This window comes from Sedimenticola thiotaurini, assembly GCF_001007875.1.
Classification (GTDB): domain Bacteria; phylum Pseudomonadota; class Gammaproteobacteria; order Chromatiales; family Chromatiaceae; genus Sedimenticola; species Sedimenticola thiotaurini.
In genome coordinates, this window is sequence record NZ_CP011412.1 from 1611892 (window position 1) to 1631220 (window position 19329).

The window sequence follows — 19329 nt, forward strand, 5'->3', positions numbered from 1 at the left end:
TCAGACCTGGAAACTGGATGCCAGGGTGCCGAACAACAGCGCCCAGCCATCGATGAGTACAAACAGCATGATCTTGAACGGCAGTGAAATAATCAGTGGCGACAACATCATCATACCCATCGACATGAGTACACTCGCCACCACCAGGTCGATAATCAGGAACGGAATAAAAATCAGAAAACCGATCTGAAAACCGGTCTTCAGTTCAGAGGTTGCGAAGGCCGGCAACAACACCGTGAACGGCACCGCATCCGGGGACTCAAAATCGGCATAGTTGCCGATTCGGGCAAACAGTTCCAGATCACTCTCACGGGTCTGGGCCAACATGAAGCTACGCATCGGCACCGCTGCACGCTGCAGCGCCTCGGTAGCGGTAAGCTGCTCCTCCAGGTAGGGCTGTACGCCCTGATCATAGACCTGCTGAAAAACCGGCATCATGATGAAGAGGGTCAGAAAAAGCGCCAGACCGATCATGATCTGGTTGGACGGGGTACTCTGGGTGCCCAGCGCCTGGCGCAGGATCGCCAGCACAATCACAATGCGGGCAAAGGAGGTCATCATCAGCAACGCCCCCGGCAACAGCGTCAGGGCCGTCATCAGGAACAGTATCTGTATACTCAGACTGTAGGTCTGCCCACCGTCTGCGGTGGGGGTTGCCGTCAATGCATCAAGGCCCGGCGCCGCGCTCGCGGCAACCGGCACCAGGGTCAGCAGCAATAGCAGTAACAGCCGTGCCGGGGCCATCATTTCTCCTGCTCCGCGATTTCAGTTTTCAGCTGACCGGAGAAAGCCGTATCCGCTTCCTGCCCTTCGGTTTTATCCAGCACATGGAGCGTCTGTATCCGGCCCGGTGCAACACCAACCAGCAGACGGGTATCCCCCACGCGCAACAGCACAGCCCGCTCCCGGGGACCGAGAGAGACTCCGCTCAGAATCGTGATATCACCCTTGGACGCCATCGGCAGCCGACCGAACCGGCGCAGCAGCCAGCCTATGGCGAAGATCAGTCCCAGGATCAGCAACAACCCGCCCGCGGTCTGCAGTAACATGCCGCCGCTCAAAGGTGATGGTGACAGTGTGGCAGGTGATGGCTTTTCCGCAGCGGCCTGCGCCAGGGGTATCCAGATCCAGGCGCCGTTCAGGCCGACCAGAGGCAACAGCCATTTCATCTACCGAGTCTCCGCACCCGGTCGGCAGGGCTGATGATGTCGGTGAGTCGGATACCAAACTTTTCATTGACTACCACCACTTCTCCCTTGGCGATCAGGGTGCCGTTGACCAATACATCCATCGGCTCACCGGCGAGGCGGTCCAGCTCTACAACCGAGCCCTGATTCAACTGCAACAGGTTGCGGATGGAAATCTGGGTACGTCCGATCTCCATGGAGATGGTGACCGGCACATCCAGAATGGCATCCAGCTGCACCTCACCCCCACTGCCGTTCTTGGACTCTGCTGTCAGCTCCTGGAACTGCGCCGCATCGGCCGCCATGTCATTGGGAGTGGCAACCACATCGTCCTGCTCCTCCAGTGCAGCAGCCCACTCATCGGCCAGTGCTTCATTCGGGTCTTTTTCCACGTCGCTCATGATATTTGTCCTAGTTGAAAAGCGTTGCTCAGGATTCGTTCAGCAGATCCTGTAACCCTATGTGCTTTGGGGGATCGATCCACTTTTCGATCTTGATCGCATAATGCCCATCCGATACGCCTACACGTCCGGAAAATATCGGCACATCCGCTGCCATCACTTCCACCACCTGGGGGATATCCATCGGTATCACATCGCCCTTTTGCAGCTCAGCCAGCTCCCGCATACTCAAAGTGGTTTCACAAAAAATCGTGGAGAGTTCCACTGAAACGTCCATGATCTCGTCCTTCAGGGCGATCACCCAGCGCTCATCCTTATCGCCCCGATCCGACTGCACACCGGCATCCAGAAGATCGCGAATCGGCTCAATCATGGAGTAAGGCATGCAGATATGCATATCGCCGCCGCCCGCTTCCAGATCGACATGAAACGAGGTCACCACCACCACTTCCGAGGGACTCACAATATTGGCGAACTGGGGATTAACCTCGGAGCCGACACACTCAAATTTCAACGGCAATACCGGCTTCCAGGCTTCGTGCAGATCGTTAAACGCGAGATTCAGCAGCATCTGGACCACACGGAGCTCGGTGGGAGTGAAATCACGCCCTTCGATCTTGGTGTGGAAACGCCCGGTGCCGCCGAAGAAGTTGTCCACCACACTGAAGACCAGCTTCGGATCCAGTACACAGAGCCCCTTCCCTTTCAGGGGGGCAACCTTCACCAGGTTAAGGCTGGTCGGGACAAACAGACTGTGCACAAACTCGGAGAATTTGAGCATCTGTACACCCGACACCGAGATGTCCGCCGAGCGACGTAACATGTTGAACAGGCTGGTGCGGAAATAACGGGCGAAACGCTCGTTCACCATCTCCAGGGTGGGCAGCCGCCCACGAACTATCCTGTCCTGGCTGGCGAAGTCGTAAGGACGGGCCTCGCCATCAAACTGTTCATCAGCTTGGGTATCGATATCACCGTCATCGACGCCATGCAGCAGCGCGTCGATTTCGTCTTGTGAAAGCAGGTCACTGGCGCCCATGATTTTATTGCATCACAAAAGAGGTAAAGTAGACGGCTTCGACTTCTCCCCCTCCGTCATACTCCTTGAGAATCCGGTTAATTGTATTGAGAACCTCCGTCTGGAGTTTCTCCTTGCCTGCCCGATCGCGCAAACCACTATCCTGCTGGTTGCCGAACAGGGACAACAGGTTGTGTCGAATCATCGGATCATTGTATTTAAGGAACTGGATCAGAGCCGGATCACGCGCCATCACCTGTACCCCCACCTGGAGCATTTTGGCCTTTCCACCGGGTGGCAGGTTGACCACAAATACCGGGGCAAGCGGGTGATAAATGGCCGGTAACTGCTCCTCAACCACCTCTTCCGCCTCATCCTCATTCGCTGCGCCACTCCCACCGGTGAGATACCAGCCAAGAACCAGTCCGATAGCCATCAGCAGAACCGCACCCAATATAATAAGGATCAACTTCTTTTTCGAAAGACCGACGTGTTCTGCGCCAAGATCGAGATCTTCATCCTGTTGTTTTGCCACAAACGATTCCTCTCTAAAAACCAGACTTAACTATGCAATACCTATACCACTCAAAAATCAAATATAATCATGTTATTTTTCATATAGTTATAGATTTTTTCTTTCGACTGACAAAGAATTGACAGATGACGGTATGGTCAAAAGGCAAAAAAATGGCGGGATCAAGCCGCCACGGGGATAGTCGGCAGACCCGACCATCCCGGCATTTCGCAATCCCGAACAGGAACTATCCGGGCAAAGACCACGGCCCTGGCTCATGCCGCTGAAAGGCAGCGGGGGAATCACATCACTTACTCTTCCAGCAAACGGGCCTGGGCACGTCCGGCCACCTCATCGACCTGCTTCAGCAACAGGGCCCCTGCCACAAACAGCACGGCCACAGAGAGCATGGATAGCCGGGGGCTTCCGGTCAACAGACTCACCATACCCATCATCAAGGGCCCCAGGACCGCGGCAAACTTCCCCAGCATGTTATAGAAACCAAAAAACTCTGCCGGCTTGTCTCTGGGGATCAGCCGCACATAGAACGACCGACTCAGCGCCTGGATCCCCCCCTGCACCAGGCCAACCGCTACCGCGAGCAGGTAAAACTCCCAAACCTGGTCCATCTGGTAGGCCCAGAGGATAATCACCAGATAGATTCCGATCGCCACAAAAATACCCTGACGGGGGCCGAAACGCTCCCCCAGTTTGCCAAACAGTATGGCCGCGGGAAATCCGACAAACTGGGTAATCAACAGCGCCACAATAAGTCCATTAGAGTCAAAACCAAGTGACAGTCCATAGTCCACCGCCATCCGGATAATAGTGTCGACCCCATCGATATAGAGCCAGTAGGCTGCCAGGAACAGACCGGTCTGACGCAGCAACTTCAGCTTTGAGAAGGTGGCACGCAGTTGTCCGACCCCGGCCCTGACGCTTTCCAGCCACCCGGAACCACCGGTGGCTGGCGACTCGGGCACAAACAACAGCACCGGGATGGTAAACAGGGCCCACCAAATCGCCACCATCAGGAATGAACTCTTCACCGCTTCCGCCGCATCGGCCAGGCCGAAGAAGGCCGGATCGAGTGTCATCCAGACATTAAAAGCAAACAGGATGCCACCCCCCAGATAGCCCAGCCCGAAACCGATCGAGGAGACCAGGTCCAGTTCCGATTCCCGGGCCACTTCCGGCAACAGCGCGTCATAGAAAATATTGCTGCAGGAAAATCCGATCACCGCCATGGCATAGAGCATCAGGGCCATCATCCAGCCCCCTGCCGCCACCAGATAGAGCGCCCCGGTCATTACCACGCCCATCATGGCAAAGTAGCGTAGAAACCGTTTCCGGGCATTGCCCCGGTCCGCGATGGCGCCCAGCAACGGCGCCAACAGCACCACCACCAGACTGGCAAAGGCATTGAAACTACCCAGTAAAAAGGTGCTGTTGCCGGTATCCAGATCAGCGGCCCAATACTGTTTGAAAAACAGGGGAAAAAAGCCCGCCATAACGGTGGTGGCAAAAGCCGAGTTGGCCCAGTCATAGAGCGCCCAGGAGAGTACCTGGCGACTTCTCCAGTGATTTTTGCTGTCCATGCTCAACATTGCCCCATCAGTCAAAGCTCAACTCATCCAGTCCCTGTTCACACACCTTGCGTAAAATCCTGTCCGCCGCATCGAAAGATTGATTCAGACCCTTATATGCACTGGAGACCCTGGTCAGATCATCCTGCCGGGCTGCCTGTTCAATCTGACGGGCAATATCGGAAAGCTTCAATGCCCCCACGTTGGCACTGCTCGATTTCAACGAGTGGGCCGGCAGAATCACCTGTTCAAGGTCCCGGTCCAGAATTCCCGCCTCGATCTCGCGGATCAGTCCCGGGGCCGTATCCAGAAAACTCAACAGCAGGGTTACCAGGTCATCCTCCATGATCTCATGCAACTCATCGAGCACGCTGCGATCAATATCCCGTGGCTGTCCTGGTGAGCCTTCCGGCTCCTCGTCCGGCACCGCATAACGGGTGGTGTCCCCCATCGGTCTGATATTGTCGGCGGTTGCTTCCGGGGCATCAAATTCGTTGCGCGGCAGCCATTGACAGAGCATCAGTCGCAGGGTGGCGGGCATCACCGGTTTGGACAGATAGTCATCCATCCCGGCATCCAGACACTTTTGCCGATCCCCCTCCATGGCGTTAGCGGTCATGGCGATAACCGGCAGACGGGCCAGCCCCTTGGTGGCTTCCCGCAAACGGATTGCCCGGGTCGCCTCATACCCATCCATCCGGGGCATCTGGCAATCCATCAGCACCAGATCATACTGATGGTGATTGATCGCAGTAAGGGCCGCCAGGCCGTCCTGGGCCACATCACACTCCAGACCCAGCCGGAGCAAGATCTTCTTTGCCACGTTAAGGTTTACCAGATTGTCCTCCACCAGCAGCACATGCCCCATCAGTTGCACGTCACTGGCGGAATCCGCTTCGACCCTACCGAAGTTGTCCAGCGGTACTGTCTCGGCCCAGGAGCTATCCTGGGAGTCCGCATAGAGGAATTGATTGGTGAGCTGTTCCGTGGATGATCTTGCCCCCGACGACTGCTCATCCTGCACATCCATCAGACGGCACAGCGTACGGTACAGCTCACTCTTTTTTGCTGGCCGGGAAAGAGTGGCATCCACACCCAGTTTGTCAGCCGAGCGAGCCACATCGCCTATCACCAGCAGCTTCAGCCCGCCCAGAGTCGGCTCATCATTGATCTGACGCAGAAAGCCCGACAGCCTGCCGCTCAGGGTCTTGCTATCCAGAATCAATAACTCATAGGCCCAGCTTTCGCCCAGATTAGCGGTTGATATCAGGTTGGACAACGCATCCATAGTACTGCTGGTCCGCTGATGCAGAACACCCCAATCATCCAGAAACTGCTCCAGACTCTCCGCATGCCGGTCATCATCATCCAGCACCAGCACCCGCACCCCCTGCAGGGAGCGCCTGTCAGCCGGGATATCCCGCAGGGACTTGCGCATCGGCACTAAAAACCAGAAGACCGACCCCTTCCCCACTTCCGACCGGACGCCGATCTTGCCATCCATCAACTCCACCAGGCGCCGTGAGATCACCAGACCCAGCCCGGTCCCACCATGTTTACGGGTGGTGGAGGCGTCGGCCTGGTTAAAGGCCCGGAACAGGCGGGCCTGGGTCTCTTCACTGATACCGTCTCCGGTATCCTTCACCGCAAACACCACCTCGACGTTTTTTTTGCTGCGCCCCCGGCACGCCACATCAACCATGACACCGCCTTTGGAGGTAAACTTGATGGCGTTGCTGACCAGGTTGGTCAACACCTGGCGCAACCGGATCGGATCGCCCCTTACCGTACTGGGTAGATCAGGATCTATTCGGTAATTCAGATCCAGCCCCCGGCGCTCTGCGCTCTTGGCCATCATGGTCACCACCGATTCGACCAGCTCCTGCAGGTTCATCTCAATGGACTCAAGATCGAGCTTTCCCGCCTCGATTTTAGAAAAATCCAGGATATCGTTAATAATGCTAAGCAAATGGTAGGAAGAGTTCAGCGCAGTGGTGACGAACTGGCGCTGTTCCCGATCCAGCTCCGACTCACGCAGTATTTCCAGCAAAGGCACGATACCGTTCAGCGGTGTACGAATTTCGTGGCTCATGGTAGCGAGAAATTCGCCCTTCACCATATTGGCTGTCTCAGCAGCTTCCTTGGCCAGGTAGAGTTTCTGCTCCACGTCACGCCGACGTTCATCCTGATCATTGAGCTTGGTGTTCAGCCCCATCATCTGCAGGCGGACCTGATCCAGTTTTCCCGTGACATTCTGTTTTCCTGCCCGCAAACGGGCGATGATGCCAAACAGTTGGGACACCGCCGTGGCAACGACCCCGAGTCCCAGGACAAATGCCAGCAATACGGTCACTATACTGCCGGTCGGCCAGAGCTGATCCAGATTGAACACACCCAGCAGGGCCGCCAGGAAACAGGCGAAGAAGAGCAACACCATCAAGTCGAGGGCGGATAGCAACAGGATCGATAACAGTCCACTGGCACCAATAGTCAACAGTATCAGCAACCCGGCTTCCGAATGGTGGTACGGCAACAGGTAGGCGGTCATGGCACCCCAGCAGAGTCCCGCCGGCAAGGTGCTGAGCAGCGGATAGTAGAGCCACGGTTTGAGCGCTGACAGATCCGGCTGACGTAGATACCAGGCGTACCAGGTACCCAGTTGAGTGAGGGCGGTCAGTATCAGACCGCCCGTCAGAAGGCGTACCGGCGTACCACCCACCTCCGCAGCGAGCTTGTAGACCAGACCGGATAACAGCAACGTCGCAACACCGGCAAAACCGAGACCGGCATAAAACAGCCTGGCCCGCTCCATGGCAATCAACAACTGGCGTGTTACTTTTATTTCTGACATGCTCTTATCCAGGCATTCAAGACAGACTCAGGCATCCTGCGCTCCCACTGTAATCCCTGCTCATGGCCACCAGCCGGAAGCCCTGGTGAGTTAAGCAAAACCCGGGCTGCCAACCAATCTGTTAATCTAACGGCGCCATTTTACATGGCGGGCCCCGATTTCGGATATTTCATCTATATGATTAGGTGGCCTACACAGACTGTCAGTGGGATAATCCTGTCCAGATCGGGAGTTACCACTTGTCAGGAGCCTGGTCAGCATACACCGTATGGAAAGGAACTGAATACATGCCTGAACAGCAACAAAAAGAACAGGAACTTAAAGCAGCGTTCATTCAACATCTTCCCGAGCGAATTCACAGTGTTGACAGCGACTGGATCGAATTATCCCAAGATACCTGGGATCCGGTTCAGCTGAAAAAACTGCATCAGAAAGTCCAGAGCCTGACCGGTACCAGTGGCCGCTTTGGTTTGGCCAGGTTAAGCGAGAACAGCTACTCCCTGGAAGTCACCCTGGGTGGCTTCATGGCTGCCGATTCAGTTCCCACCCCCAAACAGAAACAGGCGGTCAGCGCACTCATCACCGCGATCAAGCATGAATCGGAACTGGTACGTAACAACTCCGGCATGCAAAAACCGGCCAGTCGACTGATTTACCTGTTGTTGTCCAGCGACAAGCTGGCCCCCGGTCTTGTCGGCATGCTGGAGGAGCAGGGTTGCACGGTATTGAGCTTCCTGCAACCGGACGATGTTGAAGGGGAGATACAGCGTCGTCTGCCGGACGTGCTGATCATTGATGACAGTTTCCTGGTCCGAATCAGCATGCTTAACCGTGAACTGGCAATTCAGCAGGAGTATCACAAGAAACAGGTGGGGATAATCTGCATCAGCCAGACCAGAGATCTGGAACAGCGCCTGCTTGCACTGCGCAGCGGTGTGGATGGTTACTATGTGACGCCGGTAAATACCCAGGATCTGGCGGCCCGAATCATGGAGATGGCCTCCCCCAAAGACGACCGTTACCGTATTCTGGTGGTGGAAGATGATCAGTCCCAGGCCGATTTTGCCGCGTCCATTCTGAGAAAGAGCGGTATGAAAACCGCGGTAATCACAGAGTCGATGAAGGTAATCGAAGCACTGGATGAATTCCGCCCCGACCTGATCCTGATGGATCTCTATATGCCGGATGCCAATGGCATTGAACTGACCACCATTATCCGGGAGCATCCTGACTTCGTCACCACACCGATCGTGTTCCTGTCCGGCGAACAGGATACTGACAAACAGCTGCAGGCATTGAGTGTCGGCGGTGACGACTTCCTCAGCAAACCGATCCGCCCCCGCCACCTGATCAACACCATTACCAACCGGGTGCAACGGGCACGCATGCTGGAAAAACGTCAGCCTCATCCCAACAGTCGGGACCGCCTCACCGGGCTCTACCATCGTCGGCACTTTTATGAAGAGCTGGATCGCATGACCACACTCATAGAGGAGCGCGCGGCGACTGGTGGAGTGCTCTACATCTCGCTGGAACAGACCGAAGGGGACGGAACGGAGCAGAAAGATAATGGCTATCTTGCCAACCTGGGCAATCTGATCAGCGGTTTGCTGGAAGAGCAGGATATCGCCAGCCGCATTGATGATGACAGTTTTGCCATTCTGATCCTGCGCCCTCACCAGAAGAATATTGTCAGCCTGGCGGAAAACCTTGCCCGCAAACTGCTGGCATTGAAAACCGAAGCAAAGTTGACGCCACACATCGGTATTGCCATCTTCGGCAGGGAACAGACCAGCGCATCCGATCTGATCGCCAATGCATCAGCCGCTTCACAAGCGATCCTGGGGAGCGACCAGTATGTCAAGCTGTACGATGAACCGGACAACCATCCCGGCCATGAACCGGCGACGATACAGCTACCCCAACTGTTCAGACAGGCCCTTGAAAAAGGCAGCTTCCAGCTTCTTTTCAGAACACTGAAACACAATCAGCAGCCCGGAACAAACGCCTACATGCTGAAACCACGACTGCCGCTGAGTGACGGAAAGTATCTGGGTAGCGCCGAAATCATGTCACTGGGGGATCAGGAGCAACTTGGATATCGGTTAAGCCAGTGGCTGATTGAGCGTGCCCTGGCCACACTGGAAGAGAAGCGGAGCGAAGGCAGAAACAACCTGTTAATTGTGGAACAATCCGCCGAATCGATTTTTCAGGGCGCTATCGCAGGCTGGATCAGGGACCAGTTGCGCGCCCGACAGATGGTCGGTGTTGGCCTGGTGCTGGAGTATCGCATCGCCGACTTGAGCGTAGATCTGAAAACCGCCAAGGAACATTTCACCCAGCTCCACGAGATGGGTATCAAAGTATCGCTCTCCCGGTTCGGGGCAAACAGTACAGCTCTAAAGGTTCTGCACTACCTGGGCGCCGACCTGGTCCAACTGGCGGGCCCCATCCTCAAGACCGATAAGATCGATGACATCATCAGCCAGATCCGGGCATGCAATGGAGAGATAATGTTACCCACCGGCGCAGATCCCGGCTCGATCTCCCCAGCCTGGCTTGATTCTGCCGACTGGGTGCCAATAGTGTCCGCAGCCCCCCTTTAACCTCTGGAGCGCCCGGTGACCATTGAGAACAGCAGAAGAGCCAGTCTGTCGGAGAAAATCCGCTTTATCGACCAGAGCGACGAACTGTTCAAACGGGAGTTTTTTGCCAAGGCCAGCATAGCGAACCTGCCCAAGGGGCAGCATGTGTGCCAGGAAGGTAGTGACTGCAGCCACCTGGCAATCCTGCTCAACGGTACGGCGAGAGTCTATAAACTGGGGGAGAACGGCAAGGAGATCACGCTCTATCGGGTGGGTCCGGGTGAGAGCTGCATTCTGACCGCATCCTGCATTCTCAGCAACACGCCCTTTCCCGCATTTGCTATCTGCGAAACCGATGTGGAGGCCGCGTTGATATCGGCCAGCGATGCACGCCGCTGGCTGGCCGAGTCAGGCAACTGGCGGGACTACATCTTCAGCCTGGTGGCCACCCGTCTGTCCAACATTATCAACGTGGTCGAAGAGGTGGTTTTCAGACGCATGGACAAACGCATCGCCCACCATCTCTGTACCCGAACGCTCCCACCCAATCACACTCTGCAGGTAACCCATCAGGAGATCGCCTCGGAACTCGGCACCTCGCGGGAAGTGGTAAGCCGGATTCTCAAGGAACTTGAACAGGAAGGGCTGATCCGGGTAACACGGGGTTCTATCACTCTTCTCGACCTGCCGGGACTGGAGCAGAAACAGCTGGAGAGATAACTTTGTCTGGCATGGCCATATTCATCCACTCTTTCCACGCACCTGTCCAGCATGCCGCTATACTGGAAACATTGAACCGGAATCCACTCCCCCGATAAGTTGCCGCACCCGGTTGCCGGTTATTGGATAGCTACTGTTCGGACAGAAACGGCACCATCCGGACCGGGTCAGCGGGATAACCGGAAACCGCTATGTGACTAAGTCACATACAGAGTGGAGAAAAAGGGGTACCTTTAGCCCATAGTCCATGGGGCGCGCGCCCCTGAATCCTAACTGAACAACATGGGAGCTTGTGATGAAAAAGAACATGGGTGGCATAGACAGAGGACTGCGCACAGTGGTTGGCATCGGTTTGATTGCCTGGGGTGTGATGGCACAGAACTGGTGGGGAGCAATCGGCATTATCCCGCTGTTTACTGCGGCGATCGGCTGGTGCCCAGCTTACCTGCCATTTGGCCTGAGCACCTGTAAAACCAAACACTGATCGATCAAGCAGCGCCGGGTATTGCCCGTCAGTTTGCGGGCAATACCTTGTGCGGCCAAGCCCGAATCACCGCCTGCACCAGGGTCGCTAGCGGTATCGCGAAAAACACCCCCCAGAAGCCCCACAACCCACCAAAAACCAGTATTGCAACGATGATCGCCACCGGGTGGAGATTAACCACTTCGGAAAACAGCAGGGGCACCAGCACATTGCCATCCAACGCCTGGATAACAAAATAGGCGACACTCAACCAGATAAAATCGTTACTCCAGCCCCACTGGAACCAGGCAATCAGAATCACCGGGAAAGTGACCACCGCAGCGCCGATATAGGGAATGATGACGGAGAGCCCCACCAGAACGGCCAGCAGCATGGCGTACTGCAGACCCATGAAGGTAAAGGTGAAAAAGCTGATCGAGCCAACGATTATAATTTCCCAGAACTTACCCCGCACATAGTTGGCAATCTGTTCATCCATGTCCCGCCATACAGTGTCAGCGAACTTTCTGTCCTGCGGCAAAAAACCCAGCACCCAATCGAGTATGATCCGTTTATCCTTGAGAAAGAAGAACACCAGCAGCGGCATCAGAATCAGGTAGACCAGGATCGTGATAATTCCCACCACCGACGAGAGAGACAGGGAGAGCACCTGCTGGCCAAAGGTGGCAATCTCACGTCGCAATACGGTGAATATCTCCTGTACCTGAGCGGCGGAAATGATCTCCGGATACTTCTCCGGCAACAGCATCAATAACCGCTGACCTTCTGAAATCATTGCGGGAATCTGTTGAAACAGCTGCGTCACCTGCCGCGACAATTCAGGCATCAGCACAAACAGAATCAGGGTAACGAACAGCAGAAATACGGTAAACACCAGCAATACTGCACTGAGGCGGGGTAACCCCATTCGTTGCAGCTTTCCAACCAGACCTTCCAGGAGATAGGCGATGACCGCGCTGGCCAACACCGGGGTCAACATCTCCCCCATGGTGATGATGATGGCAAAGCAGCCCACCAGAAACAGGGCTAGGAAAACCACCTCGGGATCGGAGAAGTAACGTTTGAACCAGTCTGTCAGAAATTGCATCCGGATAGGCCTGTCAATGGTTCTGGTTATTGTTCACGCAAGGTGGAGACAAGTTCCTCATAATGACGCTTGAACAGCGCCTCCAGCTCATCGATCACTTCGGCCGCACTGCGGCCATGCATCACATGGGCAGTCATCAGTGAGGATGTCTCGGTCAACAACGCAGACCTCTCCAACATGTGGTAACTCTCGGACAGTCTCTTGATTGCCCCCACAACACTCTCCCCTTCAGGCCGGGGAATCGGCTTGGGCTCCGGTAACTGTGTCGGTTTATTCTCTTCCGCGTCCGGAACGGAGCGCTGAAGCAAGAACTCGGCAAATGCCAGCAGGCTTAGTTTATCCTGTTCGCTCAGGGCAGAATAGAGTTTGAGCAGCTTTCGTTTCTCATCAGAAAGGTTCTGCGTCGGTAGTAACATACTCAGTCGATACAGTCGTTCTTGTGTTCTTCACAATACTTCTGGGCAAACTCCAGCAACTCCTCCATCACCCGCGCCCGGAACTTCTGTTTCTGGTGCACGAAAGAGAAGGGTCTTTCCAGGGCCGGTTCCAGGTTAATGGCCACCAGGGTGCCCAGCTTCAACTCTTTCTGAATAGTGGCCCGGGAAACCACCGAGATTCCCATACCGGCCTCCACTGCACCCTTGACCGCCTCGGGACTGCCCAGTTCCATCGAGATGTTCAGGTCATCCACATTATCCTTGATCTTGGAGAGGTACTCATTTATTACCTCCCGGGTTCCCGAACCCTCTTCACGACAGATAAACGGGTACTTAACCAAGTCTTCATAAGTCAACGTGCTTCGATCAGCCTCGGGATGTCCTGGCGGTACAATGGCCACCAACTGATCGGCCTTGCATATCTCCACCACCAGATTCTTGTTGGCCACCGGTGCTTCGACCACACCCAGGTCGATGGCGTTGTTCTCCACCATGGAGACGATACCTTCGGTATTGGAGACTTTCAGATGGATATTCACATCCGGGTATTTCACTTTGAAATCACCCAGCAGGGCTGGCAGCATATATTCCGCAATGGTGGTACTCGCCCCAATGGTCAGGGAACCGCTGATCTCCCCGGTCATGGCCCGGACAGAGTTCTCCATCTCGGCATAAAGCTCGAAAATTCTGGCCGCATACTCATAAACGTGAGCCCCCGCATCAGTCAGACTAATACGGTTGTGGGTACGATCGAATAAGCGGGTATTGAAATAGTCTTCCAGTTGTCTGACCTGAAAAGTGACCGCCGGCTGCGTCATATGGAGCGATTCCGCCGCCTTGGTGAAACTCAGCAACCGTGCCACGGTATGAAACACCTGAAGTCTGCGATCGGCCATGTGCTATCCCCATTGAAACGATTGGTAATAAAATCTTTTTATAGCATACAACTCCTCGAAAAGGCCAATTATTGAAGAATATCGTAACGTCCTAATTTAGGGGTGTTTATAAGTCGATCGGCGTATTGGATCGGGGAGTTCATCAAGGGCCGTAAAGCAGGCTATGCAGAGATGCCTGAATCGCCCCTGGAGCCCGGATCAAGCGGGTAAAACTGTATCTGCCTGTCCGCTCTAAATCAGGAAAATCCAATGGCAAACTGAAACGGGGGTGAAGTGTGTACACCTTGCCCCTGCGCACCACCAGCAGAGACGGGAAACGGGGTGTATGCTTGAGTGGTCGTATATCCACCGTTTCGATGACAGCCCGGTCACTACCCATCCCCGATTCCAACGCCACACCAAACAAGCTTGTCCTTTCACCCGGAATAGGGATCTGGAAAACGGCGACCACGCCCCCCCGACCACTCTCCAATCCCTGCTTCAGGACTTCGAGTGCCTTGGCCTGAGTGCCAAAATCGCCAAGTTCAAGAAAATCATCAAACTGCTCGGTCCCCACGGCGTGCTGGTAACGGGACAGCTTTTCCATTGTTAAACCAGCAGCAGACCCAAAAGTCTTCTGTGCCCCCAGAATTCGCTTCAACTGCAAGCGCACCGGTTCCAGGTCCCCCTTTATCCTGTAGGCGTATTTTTGATAAACCGGATTGGTATAGGCCACCTGCACACGACCATCAACCCGGGTAATCCCGATTCGCTGCGGCACAGCAAACAGAGCATTTGACTCTGCCACCGCCAGATTCCTGAGATAATCGTTGGTCACCACGATGACATGGCGATCCGCCTCAGGGGCGTACTCCCCTAGCAATTCAAAACCACCAGCAACCAGTCCCTCTTTCAACTCAATGACCACTTTCACCATGTCGCCCCGTGCATTAGAGGAGAGGACATAGGGCTGCAACAGTGGCTCAGCCATTACCGGGACCAGCCAAACACACCAAAGCATCAGTAAACAGACCGAACTGTTTCTGATCATCTGAAGCGATATGCGGTATTGCGCCATTGAGCACCTATCAGCTTGTGGATCTGTCAATTCAATTCTGGCTCCGTATCATCAGAGCACGATTTTGTGCAGCACATCAATCCTGATCATTTCCCGTTCAAGATAAAACCTGCTCCACAAGAATATTTCAAACAGTTGTATAAATAAAAACGGGATGCTAGATTTGGGAGAATAATAATATTAAAGGTCGCAATCAGCCCCCAACCGTATCGACCGCCGGATCATCGATCTGATTAAACATTAAACAACTGGCCGGTATAGGCCGCTGACCAAATTTACGGGGAAACCAACCAATGAAGAAACTTGCGCTTGTCTCGGCAATCTCGCTGGCAGCAACCGGCCAGGCAATGGCGGCCGCTTACAAACTTCCTGAAAATTCTATTAACAGTACGGCACTTTCCGCTGCCTATGTCGCCAATGCACATGGTGCCGATGCTTCCTATTACAATCCGGCAGCTATGGTCTATAACGCTCCCGGTGCAAGCCTGGAAGCAGACCTGACCCTGGCGCACCTGACCAGCATTGACTTAACCAGCGGAGCATTGGCTCCTGATTCCACCAAGGTTGAGAATATCCCCATCCCCTCTTTCCACTATGTCAGCCCAGCCATGGGTGATTTCCGCTTTGGACTCTCTGCCGTGGTACCGGTCGGACTGAGTAAGCGCTGGAATGGTCAGGCCGCCGGCTTTGCTCAGGAGTTCACGTTGGAGACCCTGGAACTGAATCCCACCATCGGCTACCGGATCAACGACCGATTCTCAGTTGGTGGCGGTGTACGGATTATCTATACCGACGGCGTGGTCAAAAGTGATAACGGCGCCGGTACATCCCGCGACCTCAGCGGTGACTCCTTCGATTACGGCTACAATCTGGCACTGCACTTCAAAGCCACCGATCAACTTTCACTGGCCGCCACCTATCGATCAAAGATCGATTTGACGGTTAAGGGGGACGCCAATTTATGGGTAGGTGGCGCCCTTAATTATATTGGACCCGCCAGCGTGGAGATCCCGGCGCCAGCAGCCCTGAATCTGGCAGCCGCCTACGATATCAACGATCGTACCACGGTGGAGTTCGTCTACGAACGCACCTATTGGTCGTCTTATAAGCAGTTGGACTTCAACTATGCCGCCAGCATTCATCCATTCATCGACGGTGTTTTTGGCACCCCGGGAATCAAGGACTGGAGCGACACCAACACTTATCGTATCGGCCTGACCCATCAGCTCAATCCCAAGTGGACCCTGATGGCCGGGTTTGCCTATGATGAAACGCCAGTACCCAAAAAGTATGTCAACTACGAACTACCGGATTCCGATGCCAAGATTTTCTCATTCGGAGCCAAGTATAAATACTCGGATAAGATGACTATCGGCGCATCCCTGCTGTATGACCAGAAGGACAAACTATCCATACCCGCCGGCGTCAACACAGAAGCCCAGAACACATTATTGGGTGGAGCCACCTTCGAAAACGCCAAGGCCTACCTGTTCACCGTCGGCATGGAGTACAAGTTCTAGATCCGGCAAAAGCGGTAGTAGATAAAAAATACCGGGGATGAAACCCCGGTATTTTTTTTGCCTGACACTGTACACATGAAAAAAGGGCCGTCCCCGTTACCGGAGCGGCCCTTTTTTATTTCACAACAGCTGCTTCAGATATAGAGGCAGATATCGCTCTCACCGGCAAATTCGAAGAATCGGGCCGCACCCGCATATTCGATATTATCGATGAAATCCGCACTGTCCATATCAAACAGATCCACTGTCATCTGACACGCGATCAGCTTTACATCCGCTTCCTGGCAGAGTTCACGCAACTCTTCGAGCCCCGCAACACCCTTGTCGGCCATTTTCTTTTTCATCATCATGGTCATAACCGACTGCATGCCAGGCAGTGCTGTACCCAGCACCGGGAACCACTTATCCATACCCAACGGCATCGGCATGCCCGGATTGCCCAAAGGCGTTACCTGCAGATCCAGCTTCTTGCGCAGCAACTGAAGACCATAGAAGGTAAAGAAGATCTCCACTTCATAACCAAGCGCCGCAGCAGTCGACGAAAGGATGAAAGGCGGATAAGCCCAATCCAGTGACCCCTTGGTGGCAATAATGGCTAATTTTTTCGTTTCCATCTGAATATCCTCCAGTGGATCAGTTTGTTATCCGAATCGCCGGATCAGGACTTTTTGATCAGGAAGTGGAACTTGCCGCCTTCTTCACGGGACTCCAGCAGTTCGTTGCCGGTCTGCTTGGAGAAGGCCTCGAAATCTTTAACTGAACCGGGATCGGTAGCGATAATGTGCAGAACCTTGCCTGCATCCATTGCCGTCAGACTCTTCTTAGCACGCAGAATAGGCAGTGGGCAGTTCAATCCGCTCGCATCCAATTCATCATCAAAATCAGCCATGTAAAACCTCCAGATTATTATGTTCGATTGTATTAAAATCAGTCATATCTTATATTCTAATCCTCGCTCAAACGCAAGTCCTTGCCGATCGAGGGGGTGTTAATCAGCCGTAGGCAACCAGCTGATAACCGTGGCGCGCCCAATCGATGATCCCACCACGCAGATTAATCACATTATCAAAGCCCTGCTGCATCAGATACTGACAGGCATGATAGGAGCGGGCACCACTGCGACAGTAGAGGACAATATCCTTGTCCGCAGAGAGTTCAGCGATTTTCAGCGGGATAAGATGCATCGGCAGGTGAGTTGAGTTCGGCAGCACACCGGCCACCACTTCCGCTTCACTGCGAATATCCAGCAGATAAAGCTCCTCATTAGCAGCAAGTCTGCTTTGAAGTTCCTGGGAGTTGATCTCTTTGACCACGCACACACTCTGAAATAATGATTAACCTAGTTCTTTAGTATATTATAGAATTACTAATATATACAAGCCGGGGGTGGTTATTGTTCCACCCAAGACCACATGATAGAGTTCCGCCACATTGCATAAAAAGCGTGCTCAAACTCGCGGGCTCAAAAAAACGCTAGAGAAGGTAACTAATGGATTTTTTTCCTATTTTTCTCGATATAAAAAACAGAACGAGCCTGGTGGTTGGCGGTGGCAGTGTAGCTGCCCGCAAAGTAACCCTGCTGCTGAAAGCGCAGGGCAAAATCCGGGTTGTCTCCCCCGAACTGTGTACCGAGTTACAGGATGCCGTTGAAAAGGGGCTGATTGAACACCTTGCCCGGGAATTCCAGCGGGAAGATCTGGATGATGCCCATCTGGTCATAGCTGCCACCGATAATCTGCTGGTAAACCAACAGGTTTCCGAAGAGGCCAAGCGGCGACACCTGCCGGTCAATGTAGTGGATCAACCCGACCTCTGCACATTCATCACGCCGTCGATTATTGACCGCTCTCCGGTCGTGGCTGCTGTTTCAACCGGGGGGGCATCCCCGATCCTGGCCCGCCTGATCCGCAGCCGCCTGGAGACACTGATTCCAGCCGGTTACGGACGACTGGCCGAACTGGCCAATCGCTTTCGGGATAAAGTCAAAGCACGCTTTCAGAACGCCACCGATCGCCGGCTGTTCTGGGAAAAAGTGTTACAGAGCGGCGTGGCTGAACGGGTCTTTTCCGGGCATATTGAGGAGGCCGATGCCGCCATGGAACGGGCGCTAACGGACGACCAGCCAGGTAAGGTCATGGGAGAAGTCTATCTGGTTGGCGGCGGGCCGGGTGATCCCGATCTGCTCACCTTCCGTGCCCTGCGACTGATGCAGCAGGCGGATGTGGTAGTTTACGACCGACTGGTCGCGGCGCCCGTATTGGAGATGACCCGACGCGATGCGGAGCGGGTCTACGTAGGTAAAGAGCGGGATCACCACGCCATGCGCCAGGAGGAGATCAACCAGTTGCTGGTGGATCTGGCCAAACAGGGTAAGCGGGTGGTTCGACTGAAAGGGGGTGACCCGTTCATATTCGGACGCGGTGGCGAGGAAATCGATACTCTTTCCGCCGAAGGCGTGCCCTTCCAGGTGGTCCCGGCCATTACCGCCGCATCCGGCTGTGCCGCCTATTCCGGCATTCCCCTGACGCACCGGGATTTCGCACAATCCGTGACCTTCGTCACCGGCCATCTGAAAGATGGCTCCATCAATCTCAACTGGAGCCAACTCGCCCAGCCAAATCAGACCGTGGTGTTCTACATGGGACTGGTCGGCCTGCCGGTGATTGTTAAGAAACTGATTGAGCACGGCGTATCACCGGATATGCCCATTGCCCTAATCCAACAGGGCACTACGGAGAAGCAGCGGGTGTTCACCGCTACCCTGGACACCATCCAGGCAATTGTCGACCGGGAACAACCCCAACCACCGACCCTGATCATTGTAGGCGAGGTAGTCCAACTCCAGGAGAAACTGAGTTGGTATAAATCACCGAAAGTGCCCCGCACCGGCGCCACCTCCCCCGCCGGCCCGGTCAGTGGATAGGAGAATCGGTGGATATGGTCGATTTATTGGTAGATGGTGGCTTCATCCTGATCATCGACCCCC

19 protein-coding genes are annotated in these 19329 nt (G+C 54.5%); 5 read left to right on the top strand and 14 right to left on the bottom strand.

Features of this window, described 5'->3' with window-relative positions:
• From fliP to AAY24_RS07340, 7 genes are all read right to left on the bottom strand, one after another.
• The gene (fliP, locus tag AAY24_RS07310) at positions 1-747 is read right to left on the bottom strand and encodes a flagellar type III secretion system pore protein FliP (protein ID WP_046859128.1); all 747 of its coding nucleotides are present in this window, start codon (positions 745-747) and stop codon (positions 1-3) included.
• Entirely contained in the window at positions 744-1169 is a 426-nt protein-coding gene (fliO, locus tag AAY24_RS07315; RefSeq protein ID WP_046859129.1) for a flagellar biosynthetic protein FliO, read from the bottom strand. The genes fliP and fliO overlap by 4 nt, the downstream gene beginning before the upstream one ends.
• Entirely contained in the window at positions 1166-1588 is a 423-nt protein-coding gene (fliN, locus tag AAY24_RS07320; protein ID WP_046859130.1) for a flagellar motor switch protein FliN, read from the bottom strand. The genes fliO and fliN overlap by 4 nt, the downstream gene beginning before the upstream one ends.
• A gap of 28 nt (positions 1589-1616) precedes the next feature.
• Entirely contained in the window at positions 1617-2627 is a 1011-nt protein-coding gene (gene fliM / locus AAY24_RS07325) for a flagellar motor switch protein FliM (protein ID WP_046859131.1), read from the bottom strand.
• 4 nt (positions 2628-2631) lie between these two features.
• Positions 2632-3141, bottom strand: coding sequence for a flagellar basal body-associated FliL family protein (locus AAY24_RS07330; protein WP_046859132.1), 510 nt, complete (start codon positions 3139-3141; stop codon positions 2632-2634).
• A gap of 290 nt (positions 3142-3431) precedes the next feature.
• Complete coding sequence (locus tag AAY24_RS07335; RefSeq protein WP_199930523.1) at positions 3432-4718, bottom strand: MFS transporter; 1287 nt, start codon at positions 4716-4718, stop codon at positions 3432-3434.
• A gap of 16 nt (positions 4719-4734) precedes the next feature.
• Positions 4735-7557: a response regulator gene (locus AAY24_RS07340; RefSeq protein ID WP_052761121.1), complete on the bottom strand. Its 2823-nt coding sequence runs from the start codon at positions 7555-7557 to the stop codon at positions 4735-4737.
• Positions 7558-7844: 287 nt separating this feature from the next.
• Here AAY24_RS07340 and AAY24_RS07345 point away from each other — a divergent pair, with 287 nt between their 5' ends.
• From AAY24_RS07345 to AAY24_RS07355, 3 genes are all read left to right on the top strand, one after another.
• Positions 7845-10163: a response regulator gene (locus AAY24_RS07345; RefSeq protein WP_052761122.1), complete on the top strand. Its 2319-nt coding sequence runs from the start codon at positions 7845-7847 to the stop codon at positions 10161-10163.
• A gap of 15 nt (positions 10164-10178) precedes the next feature.
• On the top strand, positions 10179-10862 hold the full coding sequence (locus AAY24_RS07350; protein WP_052761123.1) for a Crp/Fnr family transcriptional regulator: 684 nt from the start codon (positions 10179-10181) through the stop codon (positions 10860-10862).
• A 295-nt stretch (positions 10863-11157) separates the two neighbouring features.
• Entirely contained in the window at positions 11158-11346 is a 189-nt protein-coding gene (locus tag AAY24_RS07355; protein WP_046859134.1) for a YgaP family membrane protein, read from the top strand.
• Between the two features lie 28 nt (positions 11347-11374).
• On the opposite strand, the gene AAY24_RS07360 is transcribed toward AAY24_RS07355, so the two are convergent.
• The 4 genes from AAY24_RS07360 to AAY24_RS07375 all read right to left on the bottom strand — a co-directional run bounded on the left by AAY24_RS07360 (position 11375) and on the right by AAY24_RS07375 (position 14736).
• Positions 11375-12433: an AI-2E family transporter gene (locus AAY24_RS07360; protein ID WP_046859135.1), complete on the bottom strand. Its 1059-nt coding sequence runs from the start codon at positions 12431-12433 to the stop codon at positions 11375-11377.
• Positions 12434-12459: 26 nt separating this feature from the next.
• Entirely contained in the window at positions 12460-12849 is a 390-nt protein-coding gene (locus tag AAY24_RS07365; RefSeq protein WP_046859136.1) for a hypothetical protein, read from the bottom strand.
• A 2-nt stretch (positions 12850-12851) separates the two neighbouring features.
• Positions 12852-13766: a selenium metabolism-associated LysR family transcriptional regulator gene (locus AAY24_RS07370; RefSeq protein WP_046859137.1), complete on the bottom strand. Its 915-nt coding sequence runs from the start codon at positions 13764-13766 to the stop codon at positions 12852-12854.
• 142 nt (positions 13767-13908) lie between these two features.
• A complete protein-coding gene (locus AAY24_RS07375) occupies positions 13909-14736 on the bottom strand; it encodes a hypothetical protein (protein ID WP_199930524.1) in 828 nt (275 codons plus the stop codon).
• Positions 14737-15116: 380 nt separating this feature from the next.
• Between AAY24_RS07375 and AAY24_RS07380 the strand changes: the two genes are divergently transcribed.
• Positions 15117-16343: an OmpP1/FadL family transporter gene (locus AAY24_RS07380; protein ID WP_046859138.1), complete on the top strand. Its 1227-nt coding sequence runs from the start codon at positions 15117-15119 to the stop codon at positions 16341-16343.
• 134 nt (positions 16344-16477) lie between these two features.
• Here the strand turns inward: AAY24_RS07380 and dsrE2 are convergent, their stop codons facing one another.
• The 3 genes from dsrE2 to AAY24_RS07395 all read right to left on the bottom strand — a co-directional run bounded on the left by dsrE2 (position 16478) and on the right by AAY24_RS07395 (position 17656).
• Positions 16478-16957, bottom strand: a complete 480-nt coding sequence (gene dsrE2 / locus AAY24_RS07385) for a sulfur carrier protein DsrE2 (RefSeq protein WP_046859139.1) — start codon at positions 16955-16957, stop codon at positions 16478-16480.
• A gap of 44 nt (positions 16958-17001) precedes the next feature.
• Positions 17002-17232, bottom strand: coding sequence for a sulfurtransferase TusA family protein (locus AAY24_RS07390; RefSeq protein WP_046859140.1), 231 nt, complete (start codon positions 17230-17232; stop codon positions 17002-17004).
• Positions 17233-17335: 103 nt separating this feature from the next.
• Positions 17336-17656, bottom strand: coding sequence for a rhodanese-like domain-containing protein (locus AAY24_RS07395; RefSeq protein WP_046859141.1), 321 nt, complete (start codon positions 17654-17656; stop codon positions 17336-17338).
• Positions 17657-17832: 176 nt separating this feature from the next.
• Here AAY24_RS07395 and cysG point away from each other — a divergent pair, with 176 nt between their 5' ends.
• Positions 17833-19266: a siroheme synthase CysG gene (gene cysG / locus AAY24_RS07400; protein ID WP_046859142.1), complete on the top strand. Its 1434-nt coding sequence runs from the start codon at positions 17833-17835 to the stop codon at positions 19264-19266.
• Positions 19267-19329 lie beyond the last annotated feature (63 nt).